The organism is Halomarina oriensis, from assembly GCF_009791395.1.
In the GTDB taxonomy this organism is placed as follows: Archaea; Halobacteriota; Halobacteria; order Halobacteriales; family Haloarculaceae; genus Halomarina; species Halomarina oriensis.
In genome coordinates this window covers 37,205-61,857 of sequence record NZ_WSZK01000039.1, presented here as the reverse complement: position 1 = coordinate 61,857, position 24,653 = coordinate 37,205, and the positions used below count along the sequence as shown (strand labels likewise).

Sequence of the window (24,653 nt, the reverse complement as noted above, 5' to 3'; positions counted from 1 at the left end):
GCGGCCGCTCAGAACACCGGGTCGTAGACGCCCGCACCGGTCTCCTCGTGGCGACGGACGAGCGCCTCGCGGAGGTACTCCTCACCGAGCATCGCCTCGACGTCGAACGGGCCGACGTCCCCGCCCGACCCGCGTTCGAGGATGTCGTCGACCGTCTCGGGGTCGCCGACGCCGTCACGGACGAGACGGTGGGCCTCGTTGACCAGCGCCGCGACGACGGGCGTCACGTCGTACGTCTCGTCGGTATCGGGCACGATGCAGGTCTCGCCGTCCCACTCGAAGAACCCCTCGCCGGTCTTCATCCCGAGTCGGCCCTCCTCGCGCATCCGCTCCATGCGCTCGCGGGACTCCGGTGGCGGGGCGTACCGGTCGCCGTAGGCCTCGGCGAGGTTGTCGACGGTGGCGAGGTGGACGTCCAGGCCGATGAGGTCGACGAACTCCAGTGGGCCGCGCTCGAAGCCGATGGCCTGGGCCGCGCCGTCGATGGCCGCCGGCGACGCCTCCAGTAGCTCCCACGTCGCGGCGCACTTGATGCTCGCCGACAGCCGCGAGAGGCCGTTCGCGCGGTACTCCGCACCGAGGACGACCGGGTGTTTGCCGATGGCCTCGGCCACCTCGACGGTCAGGTCGCGGGCCGCGGTGCTCGTCTCGTCGCCCGAGATCTCCACGATATCTCTCGGGATGGCAGGGTTGGCGAAGTGGAAGAGGACGACCCGCTCGGCGTGCGCGGAGTCGGCGGCGATGGCCGACGGCGTGAGCGAGGAGGTGTTCGTCCCGACGACGGCGTCCGGGTCGAGGACCGCGTCGAGGTCCGCGAGCAGCCCTCGTTTGAGGTCGAGGCGCTCCGGGACGGCCTCCACGACGAACCGGGCGTCGGCGAGTGCGTCGAGGTCCGTGTCGTAGTCGAGACGCTCGGCGGGCGTTCCGTTCGGCCCGAGCCCTGCCTCCGCGAGCGCGTCCGGGAGTTCCTCGCGGTGGTACGTCCGGGCCGCGTCCAGCGCGTCCGAATCTACGTCGACGAGCGTCACGCTGTTGCCGGCGTTGGCGAGCAGGCCCGCGATGTCCCGGCCCATGACGCCCGCGCCGACGACGCCCGTCCTCATGCGGACCCCTCCACGACCGGTTCCGGGTCGCGCTCGCCGGTGCCGAGTCTGGTCCGGGCGAGGTAGTAGCCCGCACCGACGGCGACGAGACCGACCCACACCGCACAGACCGTCGGCGACTGCGTGGCGAGGACGACGAACAACAGCGCGTTACAGACGACGGCGCTCGCGGCGAGGGTGGTGGTCGTGCGGCGGCCGACGTAGGACGGTACCGACGCGAACGCCTCGGGGCGACGACGCACCGCTCGAATCGCGGCGAGCATGACGGGGACGATGAGGAAGATGCCGCCGAAGCCGAGCAGCGTCCCGAGTCCCGCGACGGGTATCGGAGTGACGAGCGCGGCGACCGACAGCAGGTAGACGACGAGCAGGCCCCAGTGAGCGGTGCCGAACCGGTCGTTGGTCGCCGCCAGCACGCCGGGGACGAGGCCGTCGGCCGCCAGCGCGTCGAGGTACTTCGGGACGATGATGAACACGGCGTTGATGCTCGTCGTGATGGCGAACAGCGCACCGCCGACGACGAAGAACCCGCGCAGGCCGGGCGAGAGGAAGGCGGCGGCGGCGACGGTCAACGGCTGGTCCGACAGCGCCGCGACCCCGACGGACCCCACGGCGACGACGGCCGTGGCGACGTAGAGCGTGAGGACGACGGGGACGCTGATGGCGAGCGACTGGGGGAGCGTCACCGTCGCCTCCCGCACGTCGCCGCCGATGTCGACGACGAAGTTCGCGCCCAGACAGACGAAATAGAGGATGGCCGCGCCCGCGACGACGCCGACCGGCCCCGTCGAGAACAGCGGCGTCAGGTTCGCGGTGTCGACGGCCGGCGCACCGAAGACGACGAACACGCCGAGGGCGGCGACCAGCGCGACGAACAGCAGCACCTGCACGCGGGCGGCGACGTGGATGCCTCCGAGGTTCACGAGGAAGAACGCGGTGAGGACGAGGAACCCGACGACGACGGGGTCGACGGCGACCAGCGACTCCACGTACTGACCGAACGTGAGCGCGTAGAGCGGCAGGCCGCCGCCGAACATGCTCACGCCGAGCCCCCACGCCGCGAGGAAGGCGAGGAACGGCGAGACGAACTCGCGGGGGTAGCGGTAGTTCCCGCCGGTCGTCGGGAACGCCGCGCCGAGCATCGCCGTCGGGACGAGACCGAGCACGACGATGCCGAACGCGAGCGCGAACGAGACGAAGACGCCCGTCCCGGCGATTCCGGTCGCCACCCCGGTCAGACTGAACAGTGCCCCGCCGACGACGAGACCGACCTCGATGGCGACGGCGTCGAGCAACCCGACGTCACCGCCCTCGTGTTCGGTCACCGCGGAACGACCCCCTGTGACATGATGACGACTAACAGTCCGAGAGCAGGGAGAAAAGTCCTCGCCTCGTTCACACGACGGCGGGAGGACGCCGCGGGTCGGTCCGGGCGGTCACGAACGGTCGTGCGGGTCGGAGCGGTCGGGAGCGGTCAGTGCCGCTCGGCGATACGTTCCCCCACGTCGAGTCCGTTCCGAAGCGCGGCGTGGACCCGTGCCTCGCCGACGACCCAGTCGCCGGCGACGTAGAGACCGGCGGCCTCACACTCGCGGTGGGCGTTGCCCGAGAGGCCGTCGTTCGGGAGCGCGTAGCGCCAGCCCTGCGTGTCGGTCCAGTCCGGGTCGGCGACCCGGTCGTCGCCGAGCAGTTCCGTGACGTGACCGACGGACTGCCGGAGCACGTCCTGCGGGTCGTCGTCGATACGCTCGCCCGACCAGTCGTGGCCCATCTGCGCGACGAGCAGGCTCTCGCCGTCGGGGACGTGGCCCGGTTTCAGTTCCTCGCGGGAGAGCCAGCCCACCTGGTGGTTGCGGTCGGTGTTTACCAGCGCGTACCACGGCCGGTCGAGCGTGAACGGGTAGTGACAGACGGCGGTGAACACCGAGGCGTAGTCGACGGCCGCGACGGCGTCGTGGAGCGTCACCCGCCGACCGTCGTCCCACCGCGTCGTCGCCAGCAACTCGGCGGTCTGGGGTGCGGGCGGCGTGAGGACGAGCGTGTCGAAGGTGCCGAGGTCGGTGTCCTCCGTGTCGGCGAGCGACCAGTCGCCGTCCTCGCGCGAGACGGCACCGACTCGCGTCTCGCGGTGGACCGTCGCGTCGGTCCGGGCGAAGAGACGCTTCGCTATCTGCGTGATACCCGCCTCGTAGGTCCTCTTGCGCTCGTCGCCGTCTCGCCCCTCGGAGATGGCTCCCTCGCCGTCGAACGTCCAGACGGGGTCCTCGATTTCGACCAGACCGTCCGTGTCGAGTTCCTCGGTCAACAGGCGGGTCACACGCTCGTCGTCGTCCTTGACGTAGTTCGCGCCGTAGTCGTAGCGACAGCCCTCTCTCCGGCGGGTCGCCGCACGACCACAGACGCCGCGTGACTTCTCGAAGACGGTGACGTCCGCGCCGGCCTCGCGGAGGCTGTACGCGATTGCCGCACCTGCCGCCCCGGCCCCGACGATAGCGACGGTCATGGGCTATCAACGGCCGTCCGACGCAAAAAGCCGTGGACAGCGGTAGTTCACCGCGGTGTGGCTGCCTTCACTCGAACTCCCGGTCGCGGTCCCGGAGTCGGTCGCGCTCGTCTCGTGCCGCTCGTTCCTCGACGTTCTCCAGCGTGTCGGTCTCCAGCAGGCGTTCGAGTTTCGCCTCGAACTGCGCGTCGGTGAGTTCACCCGCGGCGTACCGGCGTCGAAGTGTCTCTAATGGCGTCTCGTCGGGGGCGCTCGACGGGACCGGTTCGGTCCGGTCCCTCTCGGCGTCGGAGTTCGACCCGGTCCCGAACCAGTCCTCGGCGCTCCCCCACCACTGCTCGCTCTCCCAGTGCGCTTCGCGGTCCTCGTCGCTGCCGAACAGGAGCGCCACGAGCGGGATCACGACGACGTAGCTGACGAGCATCAGTGCGAGCCACCACTCCTGCCCCGTGAACAGCGCGGCCAGCCAGAGACCGGTGAGAACCGTCGAGGCGACGCTCACCGGGTTCTCGCGGAGGCGGTCCATCGGTGAGTCGGCACTCATCCTCGGGACGTTTCGGCGAGGACGGCAAAAGTACTTCCCGGCACACCGGGGCGGTCCCACCGCTCACCCCAGACGGGACGCGAGCGACCGGAGACGGTCGCTGCCACCACGAACGAACGGAACGCCGTGGCCCGGACAGAGCGCCTCGAACGCTCCCGCCCTACCCTCGAACGCCCGGACGCTCGCTCGCAACTCCCGCATCGAGTAGCTGTCGCCCCAGAACGGCGGGGTCAGTTCGCCGTCGGTCTCCCACAGCAGGTCGCCGACGAACGCGACGCCGTCGTCGTGGACGTAGGCCGTGTGGCCGGGGTTGTGTCCCGGCGTGTGGTAGGCGGTGAACCCGCCGATTCGGTCGCCCTCGTCGACCGGTGTGAGCGTCACGTCGTCAAGGTCGAACACCTCGCGGGCGACGCGGTGGAACGACCCCTTGTGGTGGAGCCACGGCGGGTCGCGCTCCCCCCGGGCGAGTGCCACGTCCTCGGCTCCGAGGTAGACCTCGGCGTCGAACAGTGGGCCCCCGAGCAGTCGTGCCAGCGGCGTCAGACCGCCGACGTGGTCGAGGTCGTAGTGCGTCAGGAGGACCCGTTCGACGTCGGTCGGACGGTAGCCCGCCGCGGCGAGTTCCGAGCGGAGCGACCGGCGATTGACCGGCATCCCCGTATCGACGAGCGTCACGCCGTCGCCGTCGTCGAAGACGTAGGCGTTGACGACCAACGGTTCGGTCCAGCCCAACTGGAGGCGTACCGTATCGTCACGAACCCGTTCCATGCCCGACGGAGGCACCGTGTGGGGAAAAGCCCGTCCACCGAACCGGGCGGTCGGCCGAGGGGTCGTCGGTCACGTCTCCCGTTCCGGGTCCCGGTCGAACAGGTTCTCTGCGGCCTCGACGCTGTCGGTCCCGTCGAGCCGAGCACGCTTGCGCTCGAACTGCTCGTCGGTCAGTTCGCCACGGGCGTACCTGAGTTCGAGGACCGCTCGCGCGTCGTCGGTGTCGTCCTCGTCGGCGAGCAGTCGCTCGACGCGGCCCTCGAACTGCGCCTCGCTGAGTTCGCCCGCCGCGTAGCGCCGCCGGAGTTCGGCGAGGGCGTCGTCGGTAGCCGGCGACTCGTCGGCCGGGTCACGTCCTGTCGGCTCGGATACGTCGGTCGGACCGTCGACCGAGCGTTCACGTCTCGACAACCGTAGCGCGTACAGGAGCAGCGACAGCGGGACGCAGACGAACAGAGCGAACCCCACCACACCGAGCGCACCCAGCGTGACCGGTGCAGTGAGCAGAACCGTCAGCGCGAACGCCGCCAGGACACCGGCGAGAAGTCGGGTTCGAGGGGCGGAGGACCAGTCCATACCCCGACACGTAAGCCGAGACACTAAGCTTCTCGTGTTCCGTCTCGATACGGCCGGACTACAGCGACGTGGAGACGTACGGTCCGTCCTGGTAGTAGCCCAGTTTCTCGCGGTAGTACTGGCGGACGCCGATGCCGGAGATGACCGCGAGTTTGTCGAAGCCGGCGTCGCGGGCGCGGCGTTCGGCCTCGCCGAGCAGGCGCTTGCCGAACCCCTTGTGCTGGAAGTCGTCGTCGCTGTCCAATCCGACCCCTACTTCGTTCCCGTAGACGTGGAGTTCGCGGACGATGGCGGCGTTCTCCAGTTCGCGCCGGACCGGGTCGTTCGGGAACCGCAGGCGACAGAACCCCACGAGCAGGTCCTTCTCGGGGTCCTCGTAGGAGATGAACTGCTCGGTGCCGCCACACACCTCGTAGGTGAGCGTATCGAGTTCGACGGACTCGGGTGACTCGTCGTTCATCCCGACCTCTCGACAGCGGATGCAGTCACACGTCCAGCCGTGTTCGTCCATGCGCTTGCGGGCGAGTTGGCGGAGGTTCGACTTCCAGACACCCGCGTCGATGAAGTCCGCGGGGATGTCCCGCTGGACGCGCTGGAGGCGGGTGTACTTCGGAATCATCGACTTGATCTCGGCGACCAGCTCGGCGGCCTCCTCGTTGGTGAGCGGGTCGTACTCGTCGCGTCGCCACATGTCGTACGTTCGGGTGCCGCGGACGACGAGTGTGGGGTATATCTTCAGGTAGTCGGGCCGCCAGTCGGTGCTCTCGAACAGTTCCCGGAAGTCCTGGAGACACATCTCCTTCGTCATGCCGGGCTGGCCGGGCATCATGTGGAAGCCGACTTTGAACCCCGCGTCCCGTAGACGGCGGTTGGCGTCGACGCTCGCCTGGATACCGTGGCCGCGGTGCATCTCGCGGTTGATGCGCTCGTAGGTCGTCTGGACGCCGACCTCTACCTTCGTCCCACCGAGCGCGAGCATCCGATCTATCTGCTCGGGGTCACACCAGTCGGGTTTCGTCTCGAAGGTGGTCCCGATGTTCCTGACGTCGGCCGTCTCGTTCTCCGCGATGACGTCTTCGAGGTACCGGAACTCGTAGTCCGCGGGGTCCTGCGCGAAGCTCTCGTCCTGGGCGGGTTCGGGCTCCTTCTCGACGTCGTAGTCGTTCATCGCCTCCAGACACCGCTTGACGAAGTGCTCCTGGTAGTCGTGAGAGCGGGCGGTCATCGTCCCCCCCATGACGATGAGTTCGGCCTTGTCGACGGGGTGGCCGATTTCGCGCAACTGTTCGAGGCGGAGCGTGACCATCCCGTACGGGTCGTAGTCGTTCTGGACGCCGCGGGCGGCGGCCGGTTCGTGGCCGGTGTAGCTCTGGGAGGAGTCGAACTCGCTCGCGGGGCCGCCGGGACAGTAGAGACACTTCCCGTGGGGGCACATGTGCGGCGAGGTCATCACCGCGATGGGCGAGACGCCGGAGGCGGTGCGGACCGGTTTCCGCCGGAGGACGGGTTCGAGGTCTGCGCGATGCTCGGGGCCGGCGTGGTCGAGAATCTCGGAGTTCTTCGGGACCTTCGGGGCGGAGAACTCCGAACAGACCGATAGCTTCTCGCTCTCGACGTCGTCGCGTTCGACCTCGCCGTCGAGGATGCGCTGGACGAGCGCCTCACACGCCTGTTCGAACGCCTCGGTCTCGGTCGCCTCGCTGCTCATTCGTTGCCGGAGCGAGGCGACGGGGAGACAAGAGGCTGTGGTTTCGGTGTGTCGCCACCCACGGACCGGTCGGTTCGGAGGCCTTCGCGGGCCAGATCCGACAGCGCCCACCGACGGTCGGGGCCGGACGTCGGCAACGGCGGGTATCGAACGCTACGCGCCGACGGTCCACTGTCTGAGGACGCTCCGATTCCCCGTCACTGCACCGGAGGGGAGACCCATCCGACCCCGGTGGAGTTCCCTCTCCCATACCCGATGCTGTACACTGCCACTCACGAACCGATAGCCACGTTACCAAGATTGACGAGGGGTCGTGAGCAACGAGTCAGCCGCGTCGCCTCCTGGCCGGCGGCCAATCGGGTCGGCCGACGACGGCCCGCTCAGGCGAGGTCCGCGATGGCGTCGACGACGGCGTCGACGACGGTGTCGCGTTCGCCGGCCACGAACTCGATGCGGTCACGGCCGCCGCGGGCTTCGATACCGGCGTTCTCGACGTGCTCGCGGGCGGCGTCGGCCACCGCTCGGGTGTCGAGGTCGAACGTCGAGCGGACGCGGAGTTCGTCCTTCGCGACGCCGAGCGTGACGAACGCGCCGTCACGGTTGCGTCGGTGGACTTCGTCCAGCAGGATGTCCGTCGACGGGAAGTCGAAGCGGTGGGTGAACGCGTCCGTGTCGAGGACGGCGAAGGCGACGCCCCCCTCGGCGCGTTCGTCGAGGTTGGCCTCGGCCGTCTCGACTTCGGTGGCGAGTTTCTCGCGGAACTGCTCGCTGACGCTGTCGACGAGCGCCTCGCTGTCCTCGAACAGGAGGTCCTCGACGAGTTCGCGCTTGTCCTCGTAGGACTGGTAGTACGCTTCGAGCGCGATGGCCTCCTGGAGGTGCTCGACGTCGCCCGTCTTGTAGCCCGCGTCGGCCGCGAGGTCCACGTACTCGCTCGGAGCCTCCTCCCAGAACGAGGCGGCGGGGAGGTGACGCAGGTCCTCTCGGACGGCGTCGTCGACGTGGACGGCGACGGCGGTGGCGAGCGCGGTGGCGCTCGTCGCCGTCTCGCTCTCGCCGGCCGGCGCGACGACCACGTCGGCCGCCTCGGACACACCCTCGTCGACGGTTCCCGCGTCGACGACGACGCGGTCGGCACCGTAGACGTCGAGCAGGCCGAACCCGTCGAGCGAGTCGCGGGTCGCGCCGACGCCCGCGAACACCATCAGCGGGATCTTCTCGTCGTGGCGGTCGCGGTTCGAGAGCATCGAGGAGACGTCCTTCGTCGCGTCGTCGAGGTCGTAGACCGTCTCCAGCGGGCGGCGGTCGAAGTAGTGGTAGACGGCGTCGCTGGAGGCGTGTTCCTCGCGGAGCAGGGGGAGGACGGCCCGCTCGATGGCGGCACCGGCGAGGTAGCCGTCGACCGTCGCGTCGTGGCGGACGACGATGGGTCGGGACTCGATGATGGCGCGACGAATCGCGGTGGCGGCCTCGCGGGTCTCGTCGAGGACGGCGTCGACCGCGTCGTCGGCGGCGAGCGGGTCGACGTCGGCCGGCCGAGCACGCTCGTCGAGCGCGTCGTCCATCCGGCCGGTGACCGTCGCGGCCTCGTCGTCGTCGAGGACGACCAGCGCCTCCGTCTCGATCTGGAGTTCGCCGCGGCGTTCGCGGACCTCCCCGTCGAGTCGGACGAGGTCCCTCTGTTCGACGTCGGGGTACGCGCGGACGCCAGCCTCGACGAACGCCGCACAGTCGACGAGGCCGGACTCGTCTCGCAACTCGAAGACGGTCGGCCCCGAGGTCTGGCGCACGTCGACGATACGGCCCTCGAGTCGGACGACATCGCCGACCAGGTCGCTCAGCACGTCGATACTGACACGCTCGACGTCCGCAGTCGCGTCGGGTTCCGGTTCGGACTCGGCGCTCGTCTCGGCGTCACGCTCCTTCGTGACGACGGCCGAGCCGTCGGTCGCCGTTTCGGCCGCCGTGCCCTCACGACGGTCGGCGTCGGTGTCGGCGTCGGCGTCAGCCGCAGCGGACGCGTTCGAGGCGTCGTCCGACTGGGCGTCGTCGGTCCCGTCGTCGTCGTGCGAGGCGTTCGACGGTTCGGGGCTGGAGGTCGTGACGGTCGGCTCGGGGTCGTCGTCCTCGTCGTCCTCGTCGGCGAGGTAGGTCCCCTCGTCGCTGGAGGGGTCGTCGACGAGCGCGCCGCGGAACTCGCGGTCGGCCTGCCGGATGGACCAGCCGAGGTCGATGTTGCCGTTGTCACGGACGCCCTTCACCTGCACGTAGACGTCGTCGCCCTGCTCCCACGTGAGACTCTCCAGTCGGCGGTCGATTTCGCTGCGGTGGAGAAGACCGGTGACGTGGTCGCCGATGTTGACGAAGACGCCGAACTCGGCGTAGCCGTCGACGGTCCCGCGGTAGAACCGACCCTTGGTGAGCTGGTTGGGAGTGGTGCCTTTGAACTCGAAGACGACGTCTTCTTCGTGACTCGAACAGATGCGGCCGTCGGTCGACGTGCCGCAGATGATACAGCTACCCATTACTCGACTGTTCCTGCCCGGCTTGAAACGGTTGTCGGATTGGCTTACACCGACATCCCGTGCGAACGCTCGGACGTGTGGACGCCGTATCGGCCCAGACCGAGGGGTAGCGACCCTCAGCGGCCGACCGTCGACCCGGTGGACGAGCTTCCGGCGGCGACGGCCGCGCCGCGCCGCGCCGTCCTCCGCCCCGTGGCCGCGGCCGTCTCCTCGGTCACGTTCGTCGCCGGGCCGACGAGATTCACGCCGAGGAGCGCCTCCAGCGCGAAGACGCCGCCGAAGGCGTAGCCGAAGACGAACAGCCCAGGAACCAGCGCCGCGAGGAGGGCGACGGGCGGCGAGAGGTCGTGGACGACGACGAGGCCGACGACCAGCAGGACGAACCCGTACGCCGCGGTGAGGACACGGAGCGCGGGTATCGGCGCTCCCGACAGCGCACAGGGAGCGGTCGCGTAGGCGACGACCTGGACGGTCTGGCTCACACCGCCCCGGTTCTCCGCGAGACCGACGACCGAGAGCGCGAGGAAGACGAGCGTCTGGAGCGCCGCGGCGAGGTGGAGCGCCAGCGGCGCGAGGATGAGGGCGGCCACGAGGAAGGCGAAGACGAGCAGGCCGGTCGGCCGGCCGTCGACGCCGGGCAGTGGGTCGGATTCGAGAGTGAGACGGACGCCGACGTGGCAGAGCGCGACGACGACGGCGAACACCAGCCCCGGAGCCTGGTCGCCCGGCGCGATGCCGGTGACGAAGAAGCGGCGGGGGCGAATCAGTACCTCGACCCACGCTCGGGCGATGCCGAACGGTCCGCGGTCACGACCCCCCTCGGTGGTCTCCACCCACTGCGTCACGGGTCGAGAGAGTAGCGGTCGGCGCATGAGGGTTCCGGAGTCGTGGCCGGCCGCCGGACCAAAGTTATATAAGCTTTCTGTAATAACAGTATTTCGTGAAAGACATCTCGAGGCGACGGTTGCTCGCGGTCGGGCTCCTCGGGCGGACCGTGACGCTAGCGGGCTGCCTCGGACGGTCGAGCGCCGAACACACTCCCGAGTCGACGGCCCCGGACCGCGAGGCACGCGACCAGTCGTCGACGTCGTCCGAACCGGACTCGTGGGGCGTCGGCGACCGGCAGCCAGAACAGTGATTACCGACCGGCCGAACCGCTCTCGACGTGAGACGAGAACAGACGCGCCGTCTCCTCGGAGTCGATGGAGCGACCGGCGTCGCCGCCGAGAACGCGGTTCGTCGAGCGGTGCTCGGCGTCGAGGGCGTCCACGAACTCGAAATCGACCTCGGTAGTGGCTGGGTCGACGTCGTCGGCGAGGACGGGGCCGTCGAGCGAGCGGCCGAGGCGATTCGGGCGCTGGGCTACTCGGTCCGCTAACGCTGGTCGAAGAACAGCACGCCCAGGGAGAACCCGATGCCCAGCGCCACCCCGAACACTAGCACCTCCGGGAGCGACATCCCGACGAGCGTCCCGACCACCACGACGCCGGTCATCGCGGCCAGGAACCCGACGACGGCACGCCCGAGGTTCTCCCGGCGAAACCCGACCCTCATCGCTGGAGGCGGGCGCTCCCCGCCGTCACCTCCACGAGGCCGTCCGACTCGAGGTCCGCGAGGAGTCCCTCCAGCCACTCGCGACCGAACTCGCCGTCGGGCGTGTAGTCCACCCTGACACGGTGGCCGAGCGTGTCGAGCGCCAGTTCGTCGTGTTCGCGCAGGAGTTTGACGACCCGGCCGCGGAACATCCGCCGGGAGCCCTCGAACTCCGGCTGTGTCGGTACGTCGGGCGCGGTGAAGTCACCCGACGCGTAGGCGTCACACCACTCGCGCCACGGACAGTCGGCCTCGTCACAGCGCGGGGTCTGCCCGCACGCGACCCCACCCAGTTCCATGATGGCGTTGTTCCAGACGCGGGACTCGCCGTCGGGCATGAGGTCGTTGGCCGCCGCCTCGAACGCACCGTCGTCGTCCGGCACCGAGAACGCGCGGTGGAGGACGCGCTTGACGTTCGTGTCCACGACGGCGTCGCCCCGGTCGAACGCGAACGACGCCACGGCGTTGGCGGTGTAGGGACCGACGCCGTGGAGTTCCTGGAGCGCGTCGGGTGTCTCGGGGAACGCGCCGTCGAAGTCGTCGACGACCTGGTTGGCCGAGGTGTGGAGGTACTTCGCGCGGTTGTTGTACCCCAGCGAGTGGTCCGTCCAGAACCCGACCACGTCGGCGCGGTCCGCGGCCGCGAGGTCCTCGACGGTGGGCCACTCCGCGAGGAACTCGCGGTACGCTTCGGCGACGCGGCCGAGTTGGGTCTGCTGGCTCATCACCTCGCTGACGAGGATGCGGTACGGGTCGGTCGTCTCGCGCCACGGGAACGAGCGGTGGTCGGCCTCGTACCACTCGACGAGCGCCCGCCTGACGCCCTCACGCTCGCCGTCGGCGAACGCCGTCTCTGTCATACCCGTGTGTCGCTCGCGGGCGGTTTAGCGGTGGTGATTCGACTGGCGCACCGGCCCCGAGCGAAACCGGTTTGACCCACGCCACACCACGTCAGGGGGAATGAGTCTCGACGACCTCACCGACGCCGTCGACGCCGCCTACGCGGACCTCGGCGACGGCCACGCGCTCGCCCTCGACCGGGAGACGAAGACCGAACTCGCGCTCCTCGAAGCCGGTCTCGGCCCCGAGGAGACCGACGACCTGCTCAAGCGTGCGGTCCACCTGCTCTTCCAGTCGACCGTCGAGACCGGCCGCCTCGACGCCCACCTCCGCCGCGAGTACGGCGTCACCTACGACGAGTACCTCTCGGGGATGACCTACGAGGAGATGACCGGCGCGCCGGACCCGCCCGAGAACGACGGACGCCGGTATCAGTTCTAACCGACCTTTTATCCACGAGTGGGGCGGCGAAGCCGCCCCACAGGGTAAAAGCTCGACCAAAAGGATTCGTCACTCACTTCGCGCTCTCCGAGCGCTCCGTTCGCTCCTCACCCCGCTCGGCGCTGGTGCGCCTCACGGCGAACCGCGCTCGTTACACTCGCGCGGATAGTGTGTTTTTTCCAGCCGACCTCAGCTGATTCAACTGTTAGACACAGAGCGTAAGTGTGTCAAAAAGAGGCTCAATCTCCCACGATTCTGCCAGCTTCGTCGTGCTTGCATATAGGGGGCGAGTTGGTTACAGCGGAGAGTGGCCAAATAGTCCGCTGGCGGTGATTCGAAGTACGTTTCTGGTCACTTCACGGGCGACCCTTGGTACTCTCCAGCCGCTCTATGAGGTGTTCGACGACGTATCTCGCGTCCTCACCGACGCCGTAGAGGAGGCCCGATCCACGAGTGTAGAGCCAGTGGAGGCCGACAAAGTACAGTCCTGGTGTATCGGTTACGCCTCGTCGGTGCACCGGATAATCAAACTCGTCACGGTCCACGGATTCGATCCACGAGAAGTCGGCCTGGTAGCCGGTCGCCCAGACTATGCTCCGAACGTTCGCCGCGACGAGGTCAAGTTCTGGAACCGATTCGACAGCAATCTCGTTGGGAGCCGGTAGTGTGAACTCTGGCTCAGGAGCGTCCACGTCGGCCGTCTCCAGGAACTGCTCGATGCCCTCGACGAGTTCGACGTAGAACAGGTAGGCGTTACGGAGGTTCTCTTCTACGTCGTCCGCAAGATGGATTCGGCCGTCCTCGACGCCGACCACTCGTCCGAGCAGGGTCATCCCATCGTCTGCGAGTTCGAGGAGGTCAATCTCTTGACCTCCATCTTTTCCCGAGACGTACGCCGACGGAGCGAACCGGGCAGCAGGTGATTCGAGGTCATCGACCGTAGTCTGGAAGCCACCCATCATCTCCAGCCAGTGCCCGACGTCCCGCCCTCGGTAGCGACGTGGCAGTTTGGGTGCAGAACCTACCGAGAGGTAGACGTCACGACCGCTTTCGTGGAGTTCCGACGCAATCTGCGCGCCGGACTGACTGGACCCAACCACGAGGACGGGACCCCTGGGAAGCGCGTCGGGGTTGGTGTACTCGCTGGAGTGTAGCTGATGAACTGCCATAGGAATCCCGTCCGTAACGTCGGGAGTCCGGGGTTCTTGAAATGATCCCGTCGCCACCACGACGTTCGCCGCCTCGTAGGTCCCGTCCGTCGTTTCGATGCTGAAGCCTGTGGTGTCGGCTCGAACCGCCGTCACCTCGACGCCGAGTCGTACCGGGAGGTCGAACCGCTCGGCGTACTCCTCGAGGTACGCGATCACCTCCTCGCGTGAGAGGAAGCCCTCCGGATCGTCCCCATCGTACGGGAACCCGGGGAGTCGATTCCACGAATTCGGGGTGACGAGCGTGAACGAGTCCCAGCGTTCGGTCCGCCACCGCTCACCGACGCGATCTCGTTCGAGGACGATGTGGTTACTTTTTGCCTCTGTCAGGTGGAAACTCGTTGCCAGCCCCGCCTGTCCCCCGCCAATGACAACGGCATCGTAGTGAGCGTCCATTACATGGTCCTACACGCCTGATTAGGCGATGAGCGTTGCGCAGGTCCGTACGGTTATGGCTTCGCAACCTCGACTGTTCGAGTCGAGTGGTTGCTGAACGCGCCCTCCGTGCTCGGCGCGACGAATAGAATCATCTCGTTACTGATAGCTGGCTGGAGATACACACGCGGCACGTGTCTATCAATACCGGCAAAACGGATGTCCGGTTCAGCTCACGTCCGCGATGGACTCCAGCAGCAGGTCAGCCGCGAGGTCGATTTCCCGTTCGGTCACGTCGAGCGGCGGGAGGAGACGGAGGGTGCGGTAGCCACAGCCGAGCGTGAGGAACCCACGCTTGAGCGCCGACTCGATGACGGCGTCGCGGAGCGCCTTCGTCTCGAAGTCGAGTGCGAGCATCAACCCGAGGCCACGAACGTCGGTGATACAGTCGAGGCTCGCGTCTTCGAGGCGTTCGACCATCTGCCGACCACGTTCGGTGGCGTTGTCGAGCAGGTCGTGTTCGTGGATGGCGTCGATGGTGAGCGCCCCCTGCGCGCTGGCGAGGATGTCGCCCGCGCCCCACGTCGAGGAGATGCGCGACCCCTCGTCGGGGAACAGGTCCTCGTTGGCGACGGTCGCTCCGACACGCAGACCCTTCGCGCCGGTGATGACGTCCGGTTCGATGGGGTAGTGGTCCGCGCCCCACATCTTCCCGGTCCGGCCCATCCCGGACTGTATCTCGTCGGCGACGATGGGGATACCCAGTTCCTCGGTGACGGCGGCGACCTCGTCCATGAACGCGTCGCTGGGGATGCGGTAGCCGCCCTCGCCCTGGATGGGTTCGAGGATGAGGTAGGCCACCTCGTTCGGGTCGACGAACCCGGTGTCGGGGTCGAGCATCCGCCGAAGCTGTGAACCGTCGTCGGTGAAGAAGCCACACGAGCAGGTCGAGGCGTCACACGCGCTATCGTCGCAGTACGGTACGTCGTGGATGCCGGCCACCTCGGGGTAGTCGCGGCGGTAGACGGACTTCGAGCGGTTGAGCGAGAGCGCACCGAGCGTCCGGCCGTGGAACGCGCCGTGGGTCGTGATGCCGTACTGCCCCTCGGTGTGGTCGTAACAGATCTTGATCGCGTTCTCGACGGCCTCCGCGCCGGAGTTCGAGAGGAAGACGGTGTCCATGTCGTAGTGACTCGTCGCCTCGGTGAGTCGGCGCATCAGACCCGCTGGGCCGGGCATCCCGTCTTCGGTGACGTCCTCGCCGGAGACGTAGAAGTCCTGGCCGGCGATCTTCATCGGGTCGACGAGGTCGAACTCCGCGAGCGGGTCGAGGATCTTGGGGCTGTTGTAGCCGAGCGGTGCGGCCCCGACGTGGCTCGTGAAGTCCATGAGGACGTTCCCGTCGACGTCGGTACAGAACGGTCCGGCCGCGTCGCCCGTGAGGTCCCAGACGAAGTCGTAGACGTACGTGCTCCGTGCGGCGTACTCTCGGTGTTCGGCCGCCCATCGCCGGGCCTTCTCGCCCGGCATGGAGCGCACCTGTGGTTCCGCCGTCTCTCGGTTCATGCCGCCGTTTGGTACTAACTCACTAAATAAGGCTACGGGTTCGGGACGAAACTTGCGAACGCCGGGGGGTTATCCGTCGGCCGCCCGCCGTCAGAGCAGGACGACGAGGCTCACCCCCGCCGCAGCGAGGGTCAGGCCGCCGCTCCACATCGAGACGCGGTAGCCGAACGAGCGGGTCGGCCCGGCGAGCGTGAGTGCGGCCTTGACGGCGATGCTGGAGATGGTGGCGACCATCACGCCGACGACGGCGGTCTGTGCCGAGACGGTCCCACCCGTGTAGAGGACGACGGCCGAAGTGGTCGCGCCGGCACTGGAGACGAGTCCGGAGAGCGCCGCCGCGAGGTAGAACCCCTGGTCGCCGAGCGTCGCCTGTGCGATGGCGCTCCCGACGAGGACGACGGCGAACAGCGCACCGAACCCCAGCGCGTTCCGGAGCGAGAACGGACTCTCCAGGTCGACCTCGACCGACTGCGTCCAGTCGGCGGTGAACGCCGCGATACCGACGCTTCCGAGGATGACCACCCCCAGCGGGAGCACGAGACCGTACAGCGGGTCCCCCCCGAACGTGAACGCGAGGACGATGAGCAGGTTCCGTGCGGCCATCGCGGCGTCGGCGAGCAGGACGGCCGCGACGGCGTAGGAGACGGCGTCCGGACGCTGGCGGACGTGGTCGAGCATCGTCCCGACGACGGCCGTCGAGGAGACGAGGCCGCCGAAGAAGCCGGTCACGGCGATTCCCCGAGAGCCGTAGGACTTCACGATGGCGTAGTTGACGATACCGATGGCGGCGACGCTCACGACCAGTAGCCAGACGGTCCGTGGCTCGAAGGTGAGCGGGACGTCACCGACCGCGATACGCGTCTCGCCGGCCGGGAGCAGGGGGTAGACGACGAACGCGAGCACGCCGAACTCGACGGTCGACCGGAGTTCGTCGCGGCTCAACCCCCACGCGAACGAGTGGAGTTCGCGTTTCAACACCAGCAGCAGCGTCGAGAGGATGGCGACGGTCGCACCGACGCTGACGTAGCCCGACCCGACGAGTACGCCCACGCCGTAGGCGACGAGCATCGACGTCGCCGTGGTCAGCGACAACCCCTCGTCCTCGTCGAGTAGACCACGGACGACGAGCGCCACCCCCATCACGACGACCAGCACGGCACCCACGGTGAGGAGTCCGTCACGCTCGACGACGGTGAAGACCGCTCCCATGAGCGTGATGAGCGAGAACGTCCGCACGCCCGCAGACCGGTGTGACCACTCCCGCTCCATCCCCATGAACAGACCGAGTGCCCCGGCGACGAGCACCCGGAGGAGTGCCCCGTCGAGCGTGGCGAGCTGTTGTGACATACGTAGTTCTACATAGCACTCAACAGTACTTAACTCGGTAGCTTGCGACGGGGTTTTTAACAGTTCGTTCCCACGGAGCGGTATGGATTGGTCCGCTCTCGACCGGGGACGGGCCGCGTGGGCGCTCCTCGGTCTCGTTCTCGCCGTCTCGCTCCTCCTGGTGTTCTACTCGTTCGTCGGGACGTTCGTGTTCGGTCTGTTCCTCTACTACGCCACGAGACCCGTCTACCGCCGACTGAAACGGCACATCTACCCGCCGAGTCTCGCCGCGGCCGTCTCCATCTTCGTCCTCGCGCTCCCGGCGCTCTTGCTGTTGGTGTACGTCGTCCTCATCGCGTTACAGGAGGTCAGTAGCTTCACCAGCGCGGAGAACGCCGACCTCGGCCCGCTGGAACCGTACGTCACACCGTACTTCGACCTCTCCAGTGAGTTCCAGAACCCACAGGAACTCCTGAACGACCCGAACAACCTGTCGCTGCTGGAGGGCGGCACGAGACAGCTACTCGACTCGGTGGGGTTCATCGGTAACGGCCTGTTCCACCTGTTCATCATGCTCGCACTGGCGTTCTACCTCCTGCGGGACGGCCCCCGCCTCTCTCGGTGGGTCCGCAACCGCTTCGCCGACGACCGGGGGGTGTTCGAGCAGTACGCGCGGGCCGTCGACACGGACTTCGCCTCCGTCTTCTTCGGCAACATCCTCAACGCCATCATGACCGGCCTCATCGGGGCCATCGCCTACACGCTCCTCAACGAAGTCGCACCGGGGACGCCGGTTCCGTATCCGACGCTCCTCGGTCTGCTTACCGGCGTCGCCAGCCTGATTCCCGTCGTCGGTATGAAACTCGTCTACCTGCCCGTCACGGGCTACCTCGTCTACAGCGGTCTCCCGGAACTCGACAACCTCTGGTTCGTCGCCGTCTTCTTCGCCGTCTCGTTCGTCGTCGTCGACTCCATCCCCGACTTCCTGTTGCGGCCCTACGTCAGCGGCCGGAACCTCCACATCGGGATGGTGATGTTCGCGTACATCTTCGGGCCGTTGCTGTTCGGGTGGTACGGCATCTTCCTCGGCCCCATCGTCCTCGTCCTCGCGTACAACTTCGCCAGCCTCGTCCTCCCGGAACTGCTCGCCGGCGAGGAGATGACGCCTTACGCCGTCGACCCCGGTGCGATGACGGCGCAGTCGCTCGAAGAACGAACGACGACGGAACCGCTCACCGACGACCCGACCGGGGAGGGGCCCGCAGGCGGAGCCTCGGCGGACGGGACCGATTAGGCCTCGACGTCGACTTCCCGGTCGACGTACTGTGCCTCCCACTCCTGGCGCGCTTCGAGTTCACGCCGCCCGCGAGCGGTCATCGTGTAGAAGTTCGTCCGGCGGTCCTGTTCACCCTTCTCGATGAGTGCCTTCTCGACGAGCGTGTCGAGGTTCGGGTAGAGACGGCCGTGATGGATCTCCTTCTCGTAGTACTCTTCCAGTTCGTCTTTGATCGCGAGACCGTGTGGTCGCTCGCTCCCGGAGATGACGTACAGCAGGTCACGTTGAAACCCGGTCAAGTCGTACATATGTCTTCTTGAAACTATCACGGACGGATGTATAAACATGTCGGCATCCGGGTAGCAACGAACGACCGGCACCGTCGGCGGGGCGTCGGGAGAAATCCGGCCACGTGGGCGACACCGGGTGCCCATCTCTCACCCGCAGGCCCCGGAGCGAACGACTGACTTATCTCGCTTCCGACGAGTAGGTGTGGTATGGAAGAAGTGCTCTTCGAATCCGAGACGCGACTCGACCGTGCAACCATCGCCGAACACCTCCGAGCGGTCGCAGACAAGCTGGAAGCCGGCGACCCGGTCGTCCTCTCGGCGGGCAGCGAGTCCGTGACGATGGACGTCCCCGCCCGCCCGACGTTCGAGGTGAAAGCCGAACGCGAGACGGGGTCCGGTGCGCCCGAGTTGAGCGTCGAGTTCGAGTTGGAGTGGGACGAAGGACAGGACGACGACGGCGGCACGGACGGGTCGTTCTCCGTCGAGTAGACCGCGCTCCGTCCCCGCCGGCGACTACCTCTGACTCTGCCGTTCGTGTGTCGACCGGTCGGTCGACACCGGACGCTCCGGGCCGTCGGCTCGACGTCTCGAAGCGGTCGACGAGAACGACGAAGCGGTCGCTCCGTGTCGTGACGTAGGAAAGGAAGCGGGCCGAGCCGAAAACACGGCCGGGCCCGCCGCCCTGAAATTGGTCCCCGCTGACGCTTCGGCCCTCCAAGCGAAGCGTCGAATTCTACAAATCGCCACAGGGGCATAAACCTACCGGCACCGGCTCAGATGTGCTCCTCCTCCAGTACCCAGCCGATGGCCCGTTTGTAGTACGTGAACATCTGTCTGACGCCTTCGTGGCGCATCTCGTCGCTCTCCAACTCCTCTTTCAGGAACTCGTACTGCTCTCGGATCTCCTCTTCGTCTCGCATGGCTCGGGCTACGCACGCGGCGACCAAAGGTGCGTGGCCCGCGAACGGACTCAGAGCCGGTCGAGTCGAGCCAGACCGTGCCAGATGGCGTCGACCAGCCGGTCCTCGGCGGCACGCGCGTCGGTGGGGACGGCCTCGCCGTCGGCCTCGTCCCACCCCCGTGTCAGCGCGTCCTCGATGACCGTCAGCGAGTGGTTCTCGAAGTTGTTCATCCCGCGGAAGTCCTCCAGCGCGTCGCGCTGTGTCCCGCCGAACGTGCCGTTGGTGGTCTCCGTCTCGGCGTCGAGGAAGCCCAGCGCGGCGAGCGCGGCCTGCACCTGTGTCGCCGTCTCACCGGACAGTTCGCGGGTCTCGTCGGGTTCCTCGCGGGCGAGCAGTGTGACGTCGTATATCTTGAACACCCGTTCGAGTTCGTCGATGGGGTGGTTGTGGTCGTCGACGCGCACGTCCACCCAACGGTCGTTCTTCCCGTCGTAGCCGCCCTCGGGTTTGGCGACGGAGAGCGCCGCGGACTGCTCGCCACGCTTGTCGCCGCCCGCATCGTTGCCCGCGTGGAGCGCCGCGATGAGGCGCTCGGGGAGGCCGCCCTCGCTCTCCTCGAACGTTTCGGCCATCGCGTCGAGCGTCTCGGCGTTCTCCAGGATGTTCCCCTGGACCGTGTAGTGCTCGCCCTGCCGGTCGCTCGCGTAGTCGAAACACTCCTCGCCGGTGAACGCCGCGACGGAGCCGTCGGTGCCGTCGGTGCCGACGACGCCGACCTGTCGGGAAGCGCGTTCCTCGTCGTCTTCGGTCAGTTCCTCGATGGCCGCCGCGGCGCTGTGACCTTCGCGGAGTAAGTCGAGGCCGTCCGGGCCGTACGCGACGTTGGCGAAGCTCTGGGTGGCGACGGCGCCCGCGTCCGCACTGACGAACGGGACGACCGCCCCGACGCCGACGAACTTCGACTGGACGGCGACGCCGACGGCGTCCGTCTCTGGGTCTCGGGCGACGATGGAGAACGTACTCGGCCGTGGCTGCATGGTGGTGCGAGGGTCGCCACCGACAAAAACGCGGGCGATGGCGGCAGTCACGGCTGGTTGTGCGGTCGGTGCTGCCTGCCCCGCTCGACGGCCGTCGGTGCGCGTCAGTTCACCCCTTCCTCGCGGTCAGTGGCTGTCTCGACACTATCTCGCAGTCGTAGCCCGGATGCTCCGCGAAGTGCCAGACGAGCATGTGCCGACGCCCGCCCGACGCACAGGTCACGTCCTCGGCGGTGAACGCCTCGGGGAGCGCGTCGTAACACGACTGGACCGCGTGGGCGTCCTCGAACACCTTGCGGTGACCCGCCGAGGACGCCCGTCGTCGGGCGACGACGTAGCTCCCGTCGGGACGGTGCTCACCGGTCGTGTGGGTGAACTCCCGGACCCGGTAGAGCGCGTCGTCGAGCGCCGCCCGTAACTGTCGGGCGTCCTCGTGTGAGAGGACGTGCCGGTCCTCGCCCAGCGCGAGCGTCACCTCGACGCCGTCGACGGCGACGCCGAGCGGACCGTCGGTGTCGACGGCGTGGTCGTCGCCGTCGGCGGTGTCGTCGCGCGGCGTGGCATCGTCGTTGCCACTGCGGGTGGCTGTCGCGTCTACTTCGGAAGAACGGTCCGAACGGTCACTGACGGTGTGTGGAGGCAGCGGGCTATCCGCATCGGAGAATTTCTCGACCAGCCGCCTTGCGGCGACTTCCTCTATCCTCGGCTGCCTCGGTGAGGCCTGCTCGTGCCATTACGACCCGACAGAGCGACGCCATCGATATAAACCCCGACGGTCGGACAGGTCGACCTGTCGGACCCGGTAGCCGGCGGGGACTCCGCTCGACGCATCGGCACCCGACCACCTACGGTTTTGCCGCCGCGGGCCCGACCGTCGGGTATGAAGATTCGTGGTCGCCGGGAGTGTGGCGACTGTGGGCACCGCTGGTCGTACTACGAGACCGGCGAGGTGGCGTGTCCGAACTGCGGTAGTCTCCGCTCGACGGGTCTCGACGACCGGACCGAACACACCGACGCGCCGGTCACGCTCGACCTGACGGCCGCACGGAACCGGGTCGACGACGGCCTGCTCGACGCCGCGACGGACGCCGCCGAAGCGTGTCGGGAGTACGTCCGCCGCGCCGGGTTCATCAACGGCGGCGAACTGAAACCACTGACGGACACCTACCTCGCCGCCGCCGAGTTGAGCGCCGTCGCTCGCAGTCTCGACCGGTCGATGCGTGTCTCCGACGCCGAGGAACTCTACCTGCTGTCGTTGCTCCGCGGCGCTGACCTCGACGACCGGCCCGGTCCGGCGGACGTCCCCGAGTCGTTGCGGGCCCCGCGAGCGCTCGCGTACGCTCGGGCCGTCGACGACTACCGGAGCGACCTGCGGACCTACCTCGACGACCACCCCGACCAGGCGGCGAGCGCCGTCCTCCAGAGCGTCGGCGAGCACGTCCGCCGGTTCGAGGCCCTCGACGGGGCCGTCTCGCCCGCGGACAGCGAACGACTCGCCCGCGCCACGCAGGACGTCGGCGACTACCTCCGCGACGGCGACGAGAGCGTCCTGTCGACCGCCCGCCGCCGCCTCGACGACATCGACTGACGACACCTCCACGACGTCCACCGACCACCGAGGGGCCCCCGACCGTCGGATTCCCTCCGACATCGACGGTCTCGGTGGGCTGACGTCGACGCTCGCCAGCGGCGGGGGTCGGTCGCGGAGGTCGGCGGCGACGGTACCGTCCGGTTGCAGACACGTTCGACCGACGCGTCCCTCTCCTGGGTCGTCCCGAAGCGCTCGACCGGCCGGCCGGTAGCCGGGCGACTCCGGACTACCAGCCCATCAGGTCGACGAGCTGCTCGCGGTCCAGCACGTCGTCGGGGGGGTCGGTGTGCCAGCGCACTTCGGCGATGGCCTCCTCGGTGAGGCCGGGGTCGGCGTCGGGAACTGGTCGCCCGTCCGCGACGGGCGTCGCGCCGAAGGTGGCGAAGTAGTAGACGAACTCCCGACCGCTCGTCGCGTCGACGAACGTCTGCTCGGAGACGGCGAGCAGTCCGTCGACAGCGACCCCGATACCGGTCTCCTCGCGGACCTCGCGGGCCGCTCCCTCGGCGTGCGTCTCGCCGACCTCGAGTTTCCCGCCGGGGAGCACCCAGTCGCTGTCCTTCGAGTCCTCGCGGACGAGCAGGGCTGCCCCGTCGTGCCTGACGAGCGCCCCGACGCCCCACCGCCCCTCGTCGGTGACGAGGCCCGTCCACTGTTCCGGGGAGAGTTCGATACGGTTCGCCCGGCGCTGGACGCCCTCGTAGCGGGCCGCCAGCGTGTCCGGGTCGAGTGTCCGGTCGTCACGTCCCTCGCCGGTCGAGTCGGGCACGCCGCTCGACGTGCCCGCCACCGCATCGTCGTCGCCCTCGTTCCCGCTCACGGCAGGGTCACGTCGACACCCGTCTGCTCGCTCGTCGCCTTGACGGTGTTCCAGAGCAGCATCGCGCGGGTCATCGGCCCGACGCCGCCGGGGACGGGTGTGATGGCTCCGGCCACCGCCTCGGCGCTCTCGAACGCCACGTCGCCGACGAGTTCGTAGCCCTTCTCGGTGTCCGCCTCGACTCGGTTGACACCCACGTCGACGACGGTGGTGCCCTCGGAGAGCATGTCGCCGGTGATGAACTCCGGGACGCCGGCGGCGGCGACGACGACGTCCGCCGCTCGCGTGTGTGCCGCGAGGTCCTCGGTACGGGAGTGGCAGATCGTCGTCGTCGCGTTCCCGAGGGGCGCTTTCTGGATGAGCAGGTTCGCCATCGGCTTCCCGACGATGTCCGAGCGGCCGACGACGACGGCCTCCGCCCCCGCCGTCTCGACGTCGTACGCTTCCAGCAGTTTCTGGATGCCGTGCGGGGTACAGGGCTTGAACCGGGCGTGGCCGGCGACCATCCGCCCCACGTTCTCGGGGTGGAAGCCGTCGACGTCCTTCGCGGGGTCGACCGAGCGCAACACGCGGCGGGTGTCGACGTGGTCGGGGACCGGCATCTGGACGAGGATACCGTGTATCTCGGGGTCGGCGTTCAGATCGTCGACGGTGTCGTAGAGGTCCTCGGCGGGCGCGTCGGGGGCGAGTTCGACGTGGCGACTCTCGATACCGACCTCCGCGCAGTCGCGCTGTTTCATCGAGACGTAGGTCTCGCTGGCGGGGTCGTCGCTCATCAGCACGGTCGCCAGCCCCGGCGTGTGACCCGCGTCGGTGAGCGTCCCGATGGCCGCCCCGAGACCGTCGCGTACGTCGGCCGCGACCGCGTTCCCGTCGATGATGTCCGTCATCACTCGAAGGGGCGAGGCCGGAGACCTTCAACCCTCGGGTACGTGTCTATCTGAAACGTGCAGAAAGAGATTCTATGCACGTTCGTGTAGTCGGTCACGGGCACCGTTCGGTCGTGACCGGTCGCCGCTCGCTCCCCTGTGCGACGACGCGCGTCGCCCCCGTCTCGACGTTCACGGTCATCGCCTGTCCGCCGTAGCCGTGGGTCTGGTCGTGTCCGCGGACGACGACACAGTCGCCGTCGGGCACCTCGACGGTCGCCGAGCGCGTGAACTCCTGGGTCCCGTGGGCGTGGAGCAACTCGCGGCGACCCAGTCGGTCGCCGTCGAGCGACTCGACCTGCCACCAGTTCGCGTAGCCGTCCTCCCCCGAGTCGTCGTGGTAGAGTGTCACCGAGAACTCGTAGCTCCCCTCCTCGGTCGGGTCGACGGTGACGGCCGTGACGTTGGCCTCTCGGAGGTCCAGGTCGGTGGTCGTCGTGGTCGTCGCGGACCCGGTACGCGACGACTCCGCCGGTGTCTCGCCGCCACTGGACTGTTCTCCCTCACCGCTCGCCGTGACCGTCGGCCCCTCGACCGACGGGTCCGTGGTCACCGTGGGGTCGGCGGCGGTGGTCGCTCCACTCTCCCCGCCGTCGGCACATCCGGCGAGCACGGTCACGCCTGCCGCGACACTGCCGAGGAGTCGTCGTCGCGTCGGTCGGTCCATGCCCCGTGTACGACCTGCGGAGGGGAAACTCCGCCGGAGGGATACGACTATCTCGACTGAGTGCG

General features: G+C 68.1%; 28 protein-coding genes. 7 read left to right on the top strand and 21 right to left on the bottom strand.

From position 1 onward, the window contains the following. Positions 1–8: 8 nt before the first annotated feature. The 9 genes from GQS65_RS20135 to GQS65_RS20095 all read right to left on the bottom strand — a co-directional run bounded on the left by GQS65_RS20135 (position 9) and on the right by GQS65_RS20095 (position 10,572). Positions 9–1,103: a 3-hydroxyacyl-CoA dehydrogenase gene (locus GQS65_RS20135; protein WP_158206414.1), complete on the bottom strand. Its 1,095-nt coding sequence runs from the start codon at positions 1,101–1,103 to the stop codon at positions 9–11. After that, positions 1,100–2,428 (bottom strand): amino acid permease, encoded by a 1,329-nt coding sequence (locus GQS65_RS20130; protein WP_368280382.1) that lies wholly within the window; start codon positions 2,426–2,428, stop codon positions 1,100–1,102. The genes GQS65_RS20135 and GQS65_RS20130 overlap by 4 nt, the downstream gene beginning before the upstream one ends. Positions 2,429–2,577: 149 nt before the next feature. After that, positions 2,578–3,606, bottom strand: a complete 1,029-nt coding sequence (locus GQS65_RS20125; RefSeq protein ID WP_158206413.1) for an NAD(P)/FAD-dependent oxidoreductase — start codon at positions 3,604–3,606, stop codon at positions 2,578–2,580. 67 nt (positions 3,607–3,673) lie between these two features. Continuing rightward, on the bottom strand, positions 3,674–4,150 hold the full coding sequence (locus GQS65_RS20120) for an SHOCT domain-containing protein (RefSeq protein ID WP_158206412.1): 477 nt from the start codon (positions 4,148–4,150) through the stop codon (positions 3,674–3,676). Between the two features lie 63 nt (positions 4,151–4,213). Beyond that, positions 4,214–4,918, bottom strand: coding sequence for an MBL fold metallo-hydrolase (locus GQS65_RS20115; protein WP_158206411.1), 705 nt, complete (start codon positions 4,916–4,918; stop codon positions 4,214–4,216). Between the two features lie 69 nt (positions 4,919–4,987). Continuing rightward, positions 4,988–5,494 (bottom strand): SHOCT domain-containing protein, encoded by a 507-nt coding sequence (locus GQS65_RS20110; RefSeq protein WP_158206410.1) that lies wholly within the window; start codon positions 5,492–5,494, stop codon positions 4,988–4,990. A gap of 58 nt (positions 5,495–5,552) precedes the next feature. Further along, on the bottom strand, positions 5,553–7,202 hold the full coding sequence (locus GQS65_RS20105; protein ID WP_158206409.1) for a tRNA uridine(34) 5-carboxymethylaminomethyl modification radical SAM/GNAT enzyme Elp3: 1,650 nt from the start codon (positions 7,200–7,202) through the stop codon (positions 5,553–5,555). 380 nt (positions 7,203–7,582) lie between these two features. Then, entirely contained in the window at positions 7,583–9,727 is a 2,145-nt protein-coding gene (locus GQS65_RS20100) for a DHH family phosphoesterase (protein ID WP_158206408.1), read from the bottom strand. Between the two features lie 116 nt (positions 9,728–9,843). After that, entirely contained in the window at positions 9,844–10,572 is a 729-nt protein-coding gene (locus GQS65_RS20095) for a YIP1 family protein (protein WP_368280381.1), read from the bottom strand. Positions 10,573–10,667: 95 nt separating this feature from the next. On the opposite strand from GQS65_RS20095, the gene GQS65_RS20090 reads away from it, so the two are divergent. After that, positions 10,668–10,865, top strand: coding sequence for a hypothetical protein (locus GQS65_RS20090; protein ID WP_158206406.1), 198 nt, complete (start codon positions 10,668–10,670; stop codon positions 10,863–10,865). A 27-nt stretch (positions 10,866–10,892) separates the two neighbouring features. Continuing rightward, positions 10,893–11,105, top strand: coding sequence for a heavy-metal-associated domain-containing protein (locus tag GQS65_RS21760; RefSeq protein ID WP_158206405.1), 213 nt, complete (start codon positions 10,893–10,895; stop codon positions 11,103–11,105). Here the strand turns inward: GQS65_RS21760 and GQS65_RS20080 are convergent. Both GQS65_RS20080 and GQS65_RS20075 read right to left on the bottom strand, forming a co-directional pair. Then, positions 11,102–11,281: a hypothetical protein gene (locus GQS65_RS20080; RefSeq protein WP_158206404.1), complete on the bottom strand. Its 180-nt coding sequence runs from the start codon at positions 11,279–11,281 to the stop codon at positions 11,102–11,104. The two genes, GQS65_RS21760 and GQS65_RS20080, sit on opposite strands and share 4 nt — an antisense overlap. Next, complete coding sequence (locus GQS65_RS20075) at positions 11,278–12,180, bottom strand: A/G-specific adenine glycosylase (protein ID WP_158206403.1); 903 nt, start codon at positions 12,178–12,180, stop codon at positions 11,278–11,280. Before GQS65_RS20075 ends, GQS65_RS20080 begins: the two co-directional genes overlap by 4 nt. 100 nt (positions 12,181–12,280) lie before the next feature. Between GQS65_RS20075 and GQS65_RS20070 the strand changes: the two genes are divergently transcribed. Continuing rightward, positions 12,281–12,601, top strand: a complete 321-nt coding sequence (locus GQS65_RS20070) for a hypothetical protein (RefSeq protein WP_158206402.1) — start codon at positions 12,281–12,283, stop codon at positions 12,599–12,601. A gap of 356 nt (positions 12,602–12,957) precedes the next feature. On the opposite strand, the gene GQS65_RS20065 is transcribed toward GQS65_RS20070, so the two are convergent. From GQS65_RS20065 to GQS65_RS20055, 3 genes are all read right to left on the bottom strand, one after another. After that, a complete protein-coding gene (locus GQS65_RS20065; RefSeq protein WP_158206401.1) occupies positions 12,958–14,205 on the bottom strand; it encodes a flavin-containing monooxygenase in 1,248 nt (415 codons plus the stop codon). Between the two features lie 207 nt (positions 14,206–14,412). Further along, on the bottom strand, positions 14,413–15,750 hold the full coding sequence (locus tag GQS65_RS20060; protein ID WP_158206400.1) for an aminotransferase class III-fold pyridoxal phosphate-dependent enzyme: 1,338 nt from the start codon (positions 15,748–15,750) through the stop codon (positions 14,413–14,415). 90 nt (positions 15,751–15,840) lie between these two features. Continuing rightward, positions 15,841–17,097 carry an MgtC/SapB family protein gene (locus GQS65_RS20055; protein ID WP_158206399.1) on the bottom strand — a complete coding sequence of 419 codons (1,257 nt, stop codon included), beginning with the start codon at positions 17,095–17,097 and terminating at the stop codon, positions 15,841–15,843. An 82-nt stretch (positions 17,098–17,179) separates the two neighbouring features. Here GQS65_RS20055 and GQS65_RS20050 point away from each other — a divergent pair, with 82 nt between their 5' ends. Continuing rightward, positions 17,180–18,370 carry an AI-2E family transporter gene (locus tag GQS65_RS20050; RefSeq protein WP_158206398.1) on the top strand — a complete coding sequence of 397 codons (1,191 nt, stop codon included), beginning with the start codon at positions 17,180–17,182 and terminating at the stop codon, positions 18,368–18,370. Here GQS65_RS20050 and GQS65_RS20045 read toward each other — a convergent pair. Beyond that, a complete protein-coding gene (locus tag GQS65_RS20045; RefSeq protein ID WP_158206397.1) occupies positions 18,367–18,660 on the bottom strand; it encodes a PadR family transcriptional regulator in 294 nt (97 codons plus the stop codon). The two genes, GQS65_RS20050 and GQS65_RS20045, sit on opposite strands and share 4 nt — an antisense overlap. 189 nt (positions 18,661–18,849) lie before the next feature. Here GQS65_RS20045 and GQS65_RS20040 point away from each other — a divergent pair, with 189 nt between their 5' ends. Beyond that, positions 18,850–19,131 carry an amphi-Trp domain-containing protein gene (locus GQS65_RS20040; protein WP_158206396.1) on the top strand — a complete coding sequence of 94 codons (282 nt, stop codon included), beginning with the start codon at positions 18,850–18,852 and terminating at the stop codon, positions 19,129–19,131. 284 nt (positions 19,132–19,415) lie between these two features. Here the strand turns inward: GQS65_RS20040 and GQS65_RS21490 are convergent, their stop codons facing one another. The 3 genes from GQS65_RS21490 to GQS65_RS20030 form a co-directional block, all read right to left on the bottom strand. Further along, positions 19,416–19,562 (bottom strand): hypothetical protein, encoded by a 147-nt coding sequence (locus tag GQS65_RS21490; RefSeq protein ID WP_199268515.1) that lies wholly within the window; start codon positions 19,560–19,562, stop codon positions 19,416–19,418. A 50-nt stretch (positions 19,563–19,612) separates the two neighbouring features. Further along, entirely contained in the window at positions 19,613–20,581 is a 969-nt protein-coding gene (locus GQS65_RS20035; protein WP_158206395.1) for a DUF1028 domain-containing protein, read from the bottom strand. A gap of 109 nt (positions 20,582–20,690) precedes the next feature. Then, complete coding sequence (locus tag GQS65_RS20030; RefSeq protein WP_368280380.1) at positions 20,691–21,056, bottom strand: DUF7528 family protein; 366 nt, start codon at positions 21,054–21,056, stop codon at positions 20,691–20,693. Here GQS65_RS20030 and GQS65_RS20025 point away from each other — a divergent pair. Together GQS65_RS20025 and GQS65_RS20020 are read left to right on the top strand one after the other, a co-directional pair. After that, complete coding sequence (locus GQS65_RS20025; RefSeq protein WP_158206394.1) at positions 21,027–21,299, top strand: hypothetical protein; 273 nt, start codon at positions 21,027–21,029, stop codon at positions 21,297–21,299. The two genes, GQS65_RS20030 and GQS65_RS20025, sit on opposite strands and share 30 nt — an antisense overlap. 162 nt (positions 21,300–21,461) lie before the next feature. Next, positions 21,462–22,169, top strand: coding sequence for a DUF7117 family protein (locus GQS65_RS20020; RefSeq protein WP_158206393.1), 708 nt, complete (start codon positions 21,462–21,464; stop codon positions 22,167–22,169). A gap of 229 nt (positions 22,170–22,398) precedes the next feature. Here the strand turns inward: GQS65_RS20020 and GQS65_RS21755 are convergent, their stop codons facing one another. The 3 genes from GQS65_RS21755 to GQS65_RS20005 all read right to left on the bottom strand — a co-directional run bounded on the left by GQS65_RS21755 (position 22,399) and on the right by GQS65_RS20005 (position 24,588). Further along, on the bottom strand, positions 22,399–22,992 hold the full coding sequence (locus GQS65_RS21755) for an NUDIX domain-containing protein (protein WP_158206392.1): 594 nt from the start codon (positions 22,990–22,992) through the stop codon (positions 22,399–22,401). Next, a complete protein-coding gene (locus GQS65_RS20010; RefSeq protein ID WP_158206391.1) occupies positions 22,989–23,882 on the bottom strand; it encodes a tetrahydrofolate dehydrogenase/cyclohydrolase catalytic domain-containing protein in 894 nt (297 codons plus the stop codon). The genes GQS65_RS21755 and GQS65_RS20010 overlap by 4 nt, the downstream gene beginning before the upstream one ends. 94 nt (positions 23,883–23,976) lie before the next feature. After that, entirely contained in the window at positions 23,977–24,588 is a 612-nt protein-coding gene (locus GQS65_RS20005) for a hypothetical protein (RefSeq protein WP_158206390.1), read from the bottom strand. Positions 24,589–24,653 lie beyond the last annotated feature (65 nt).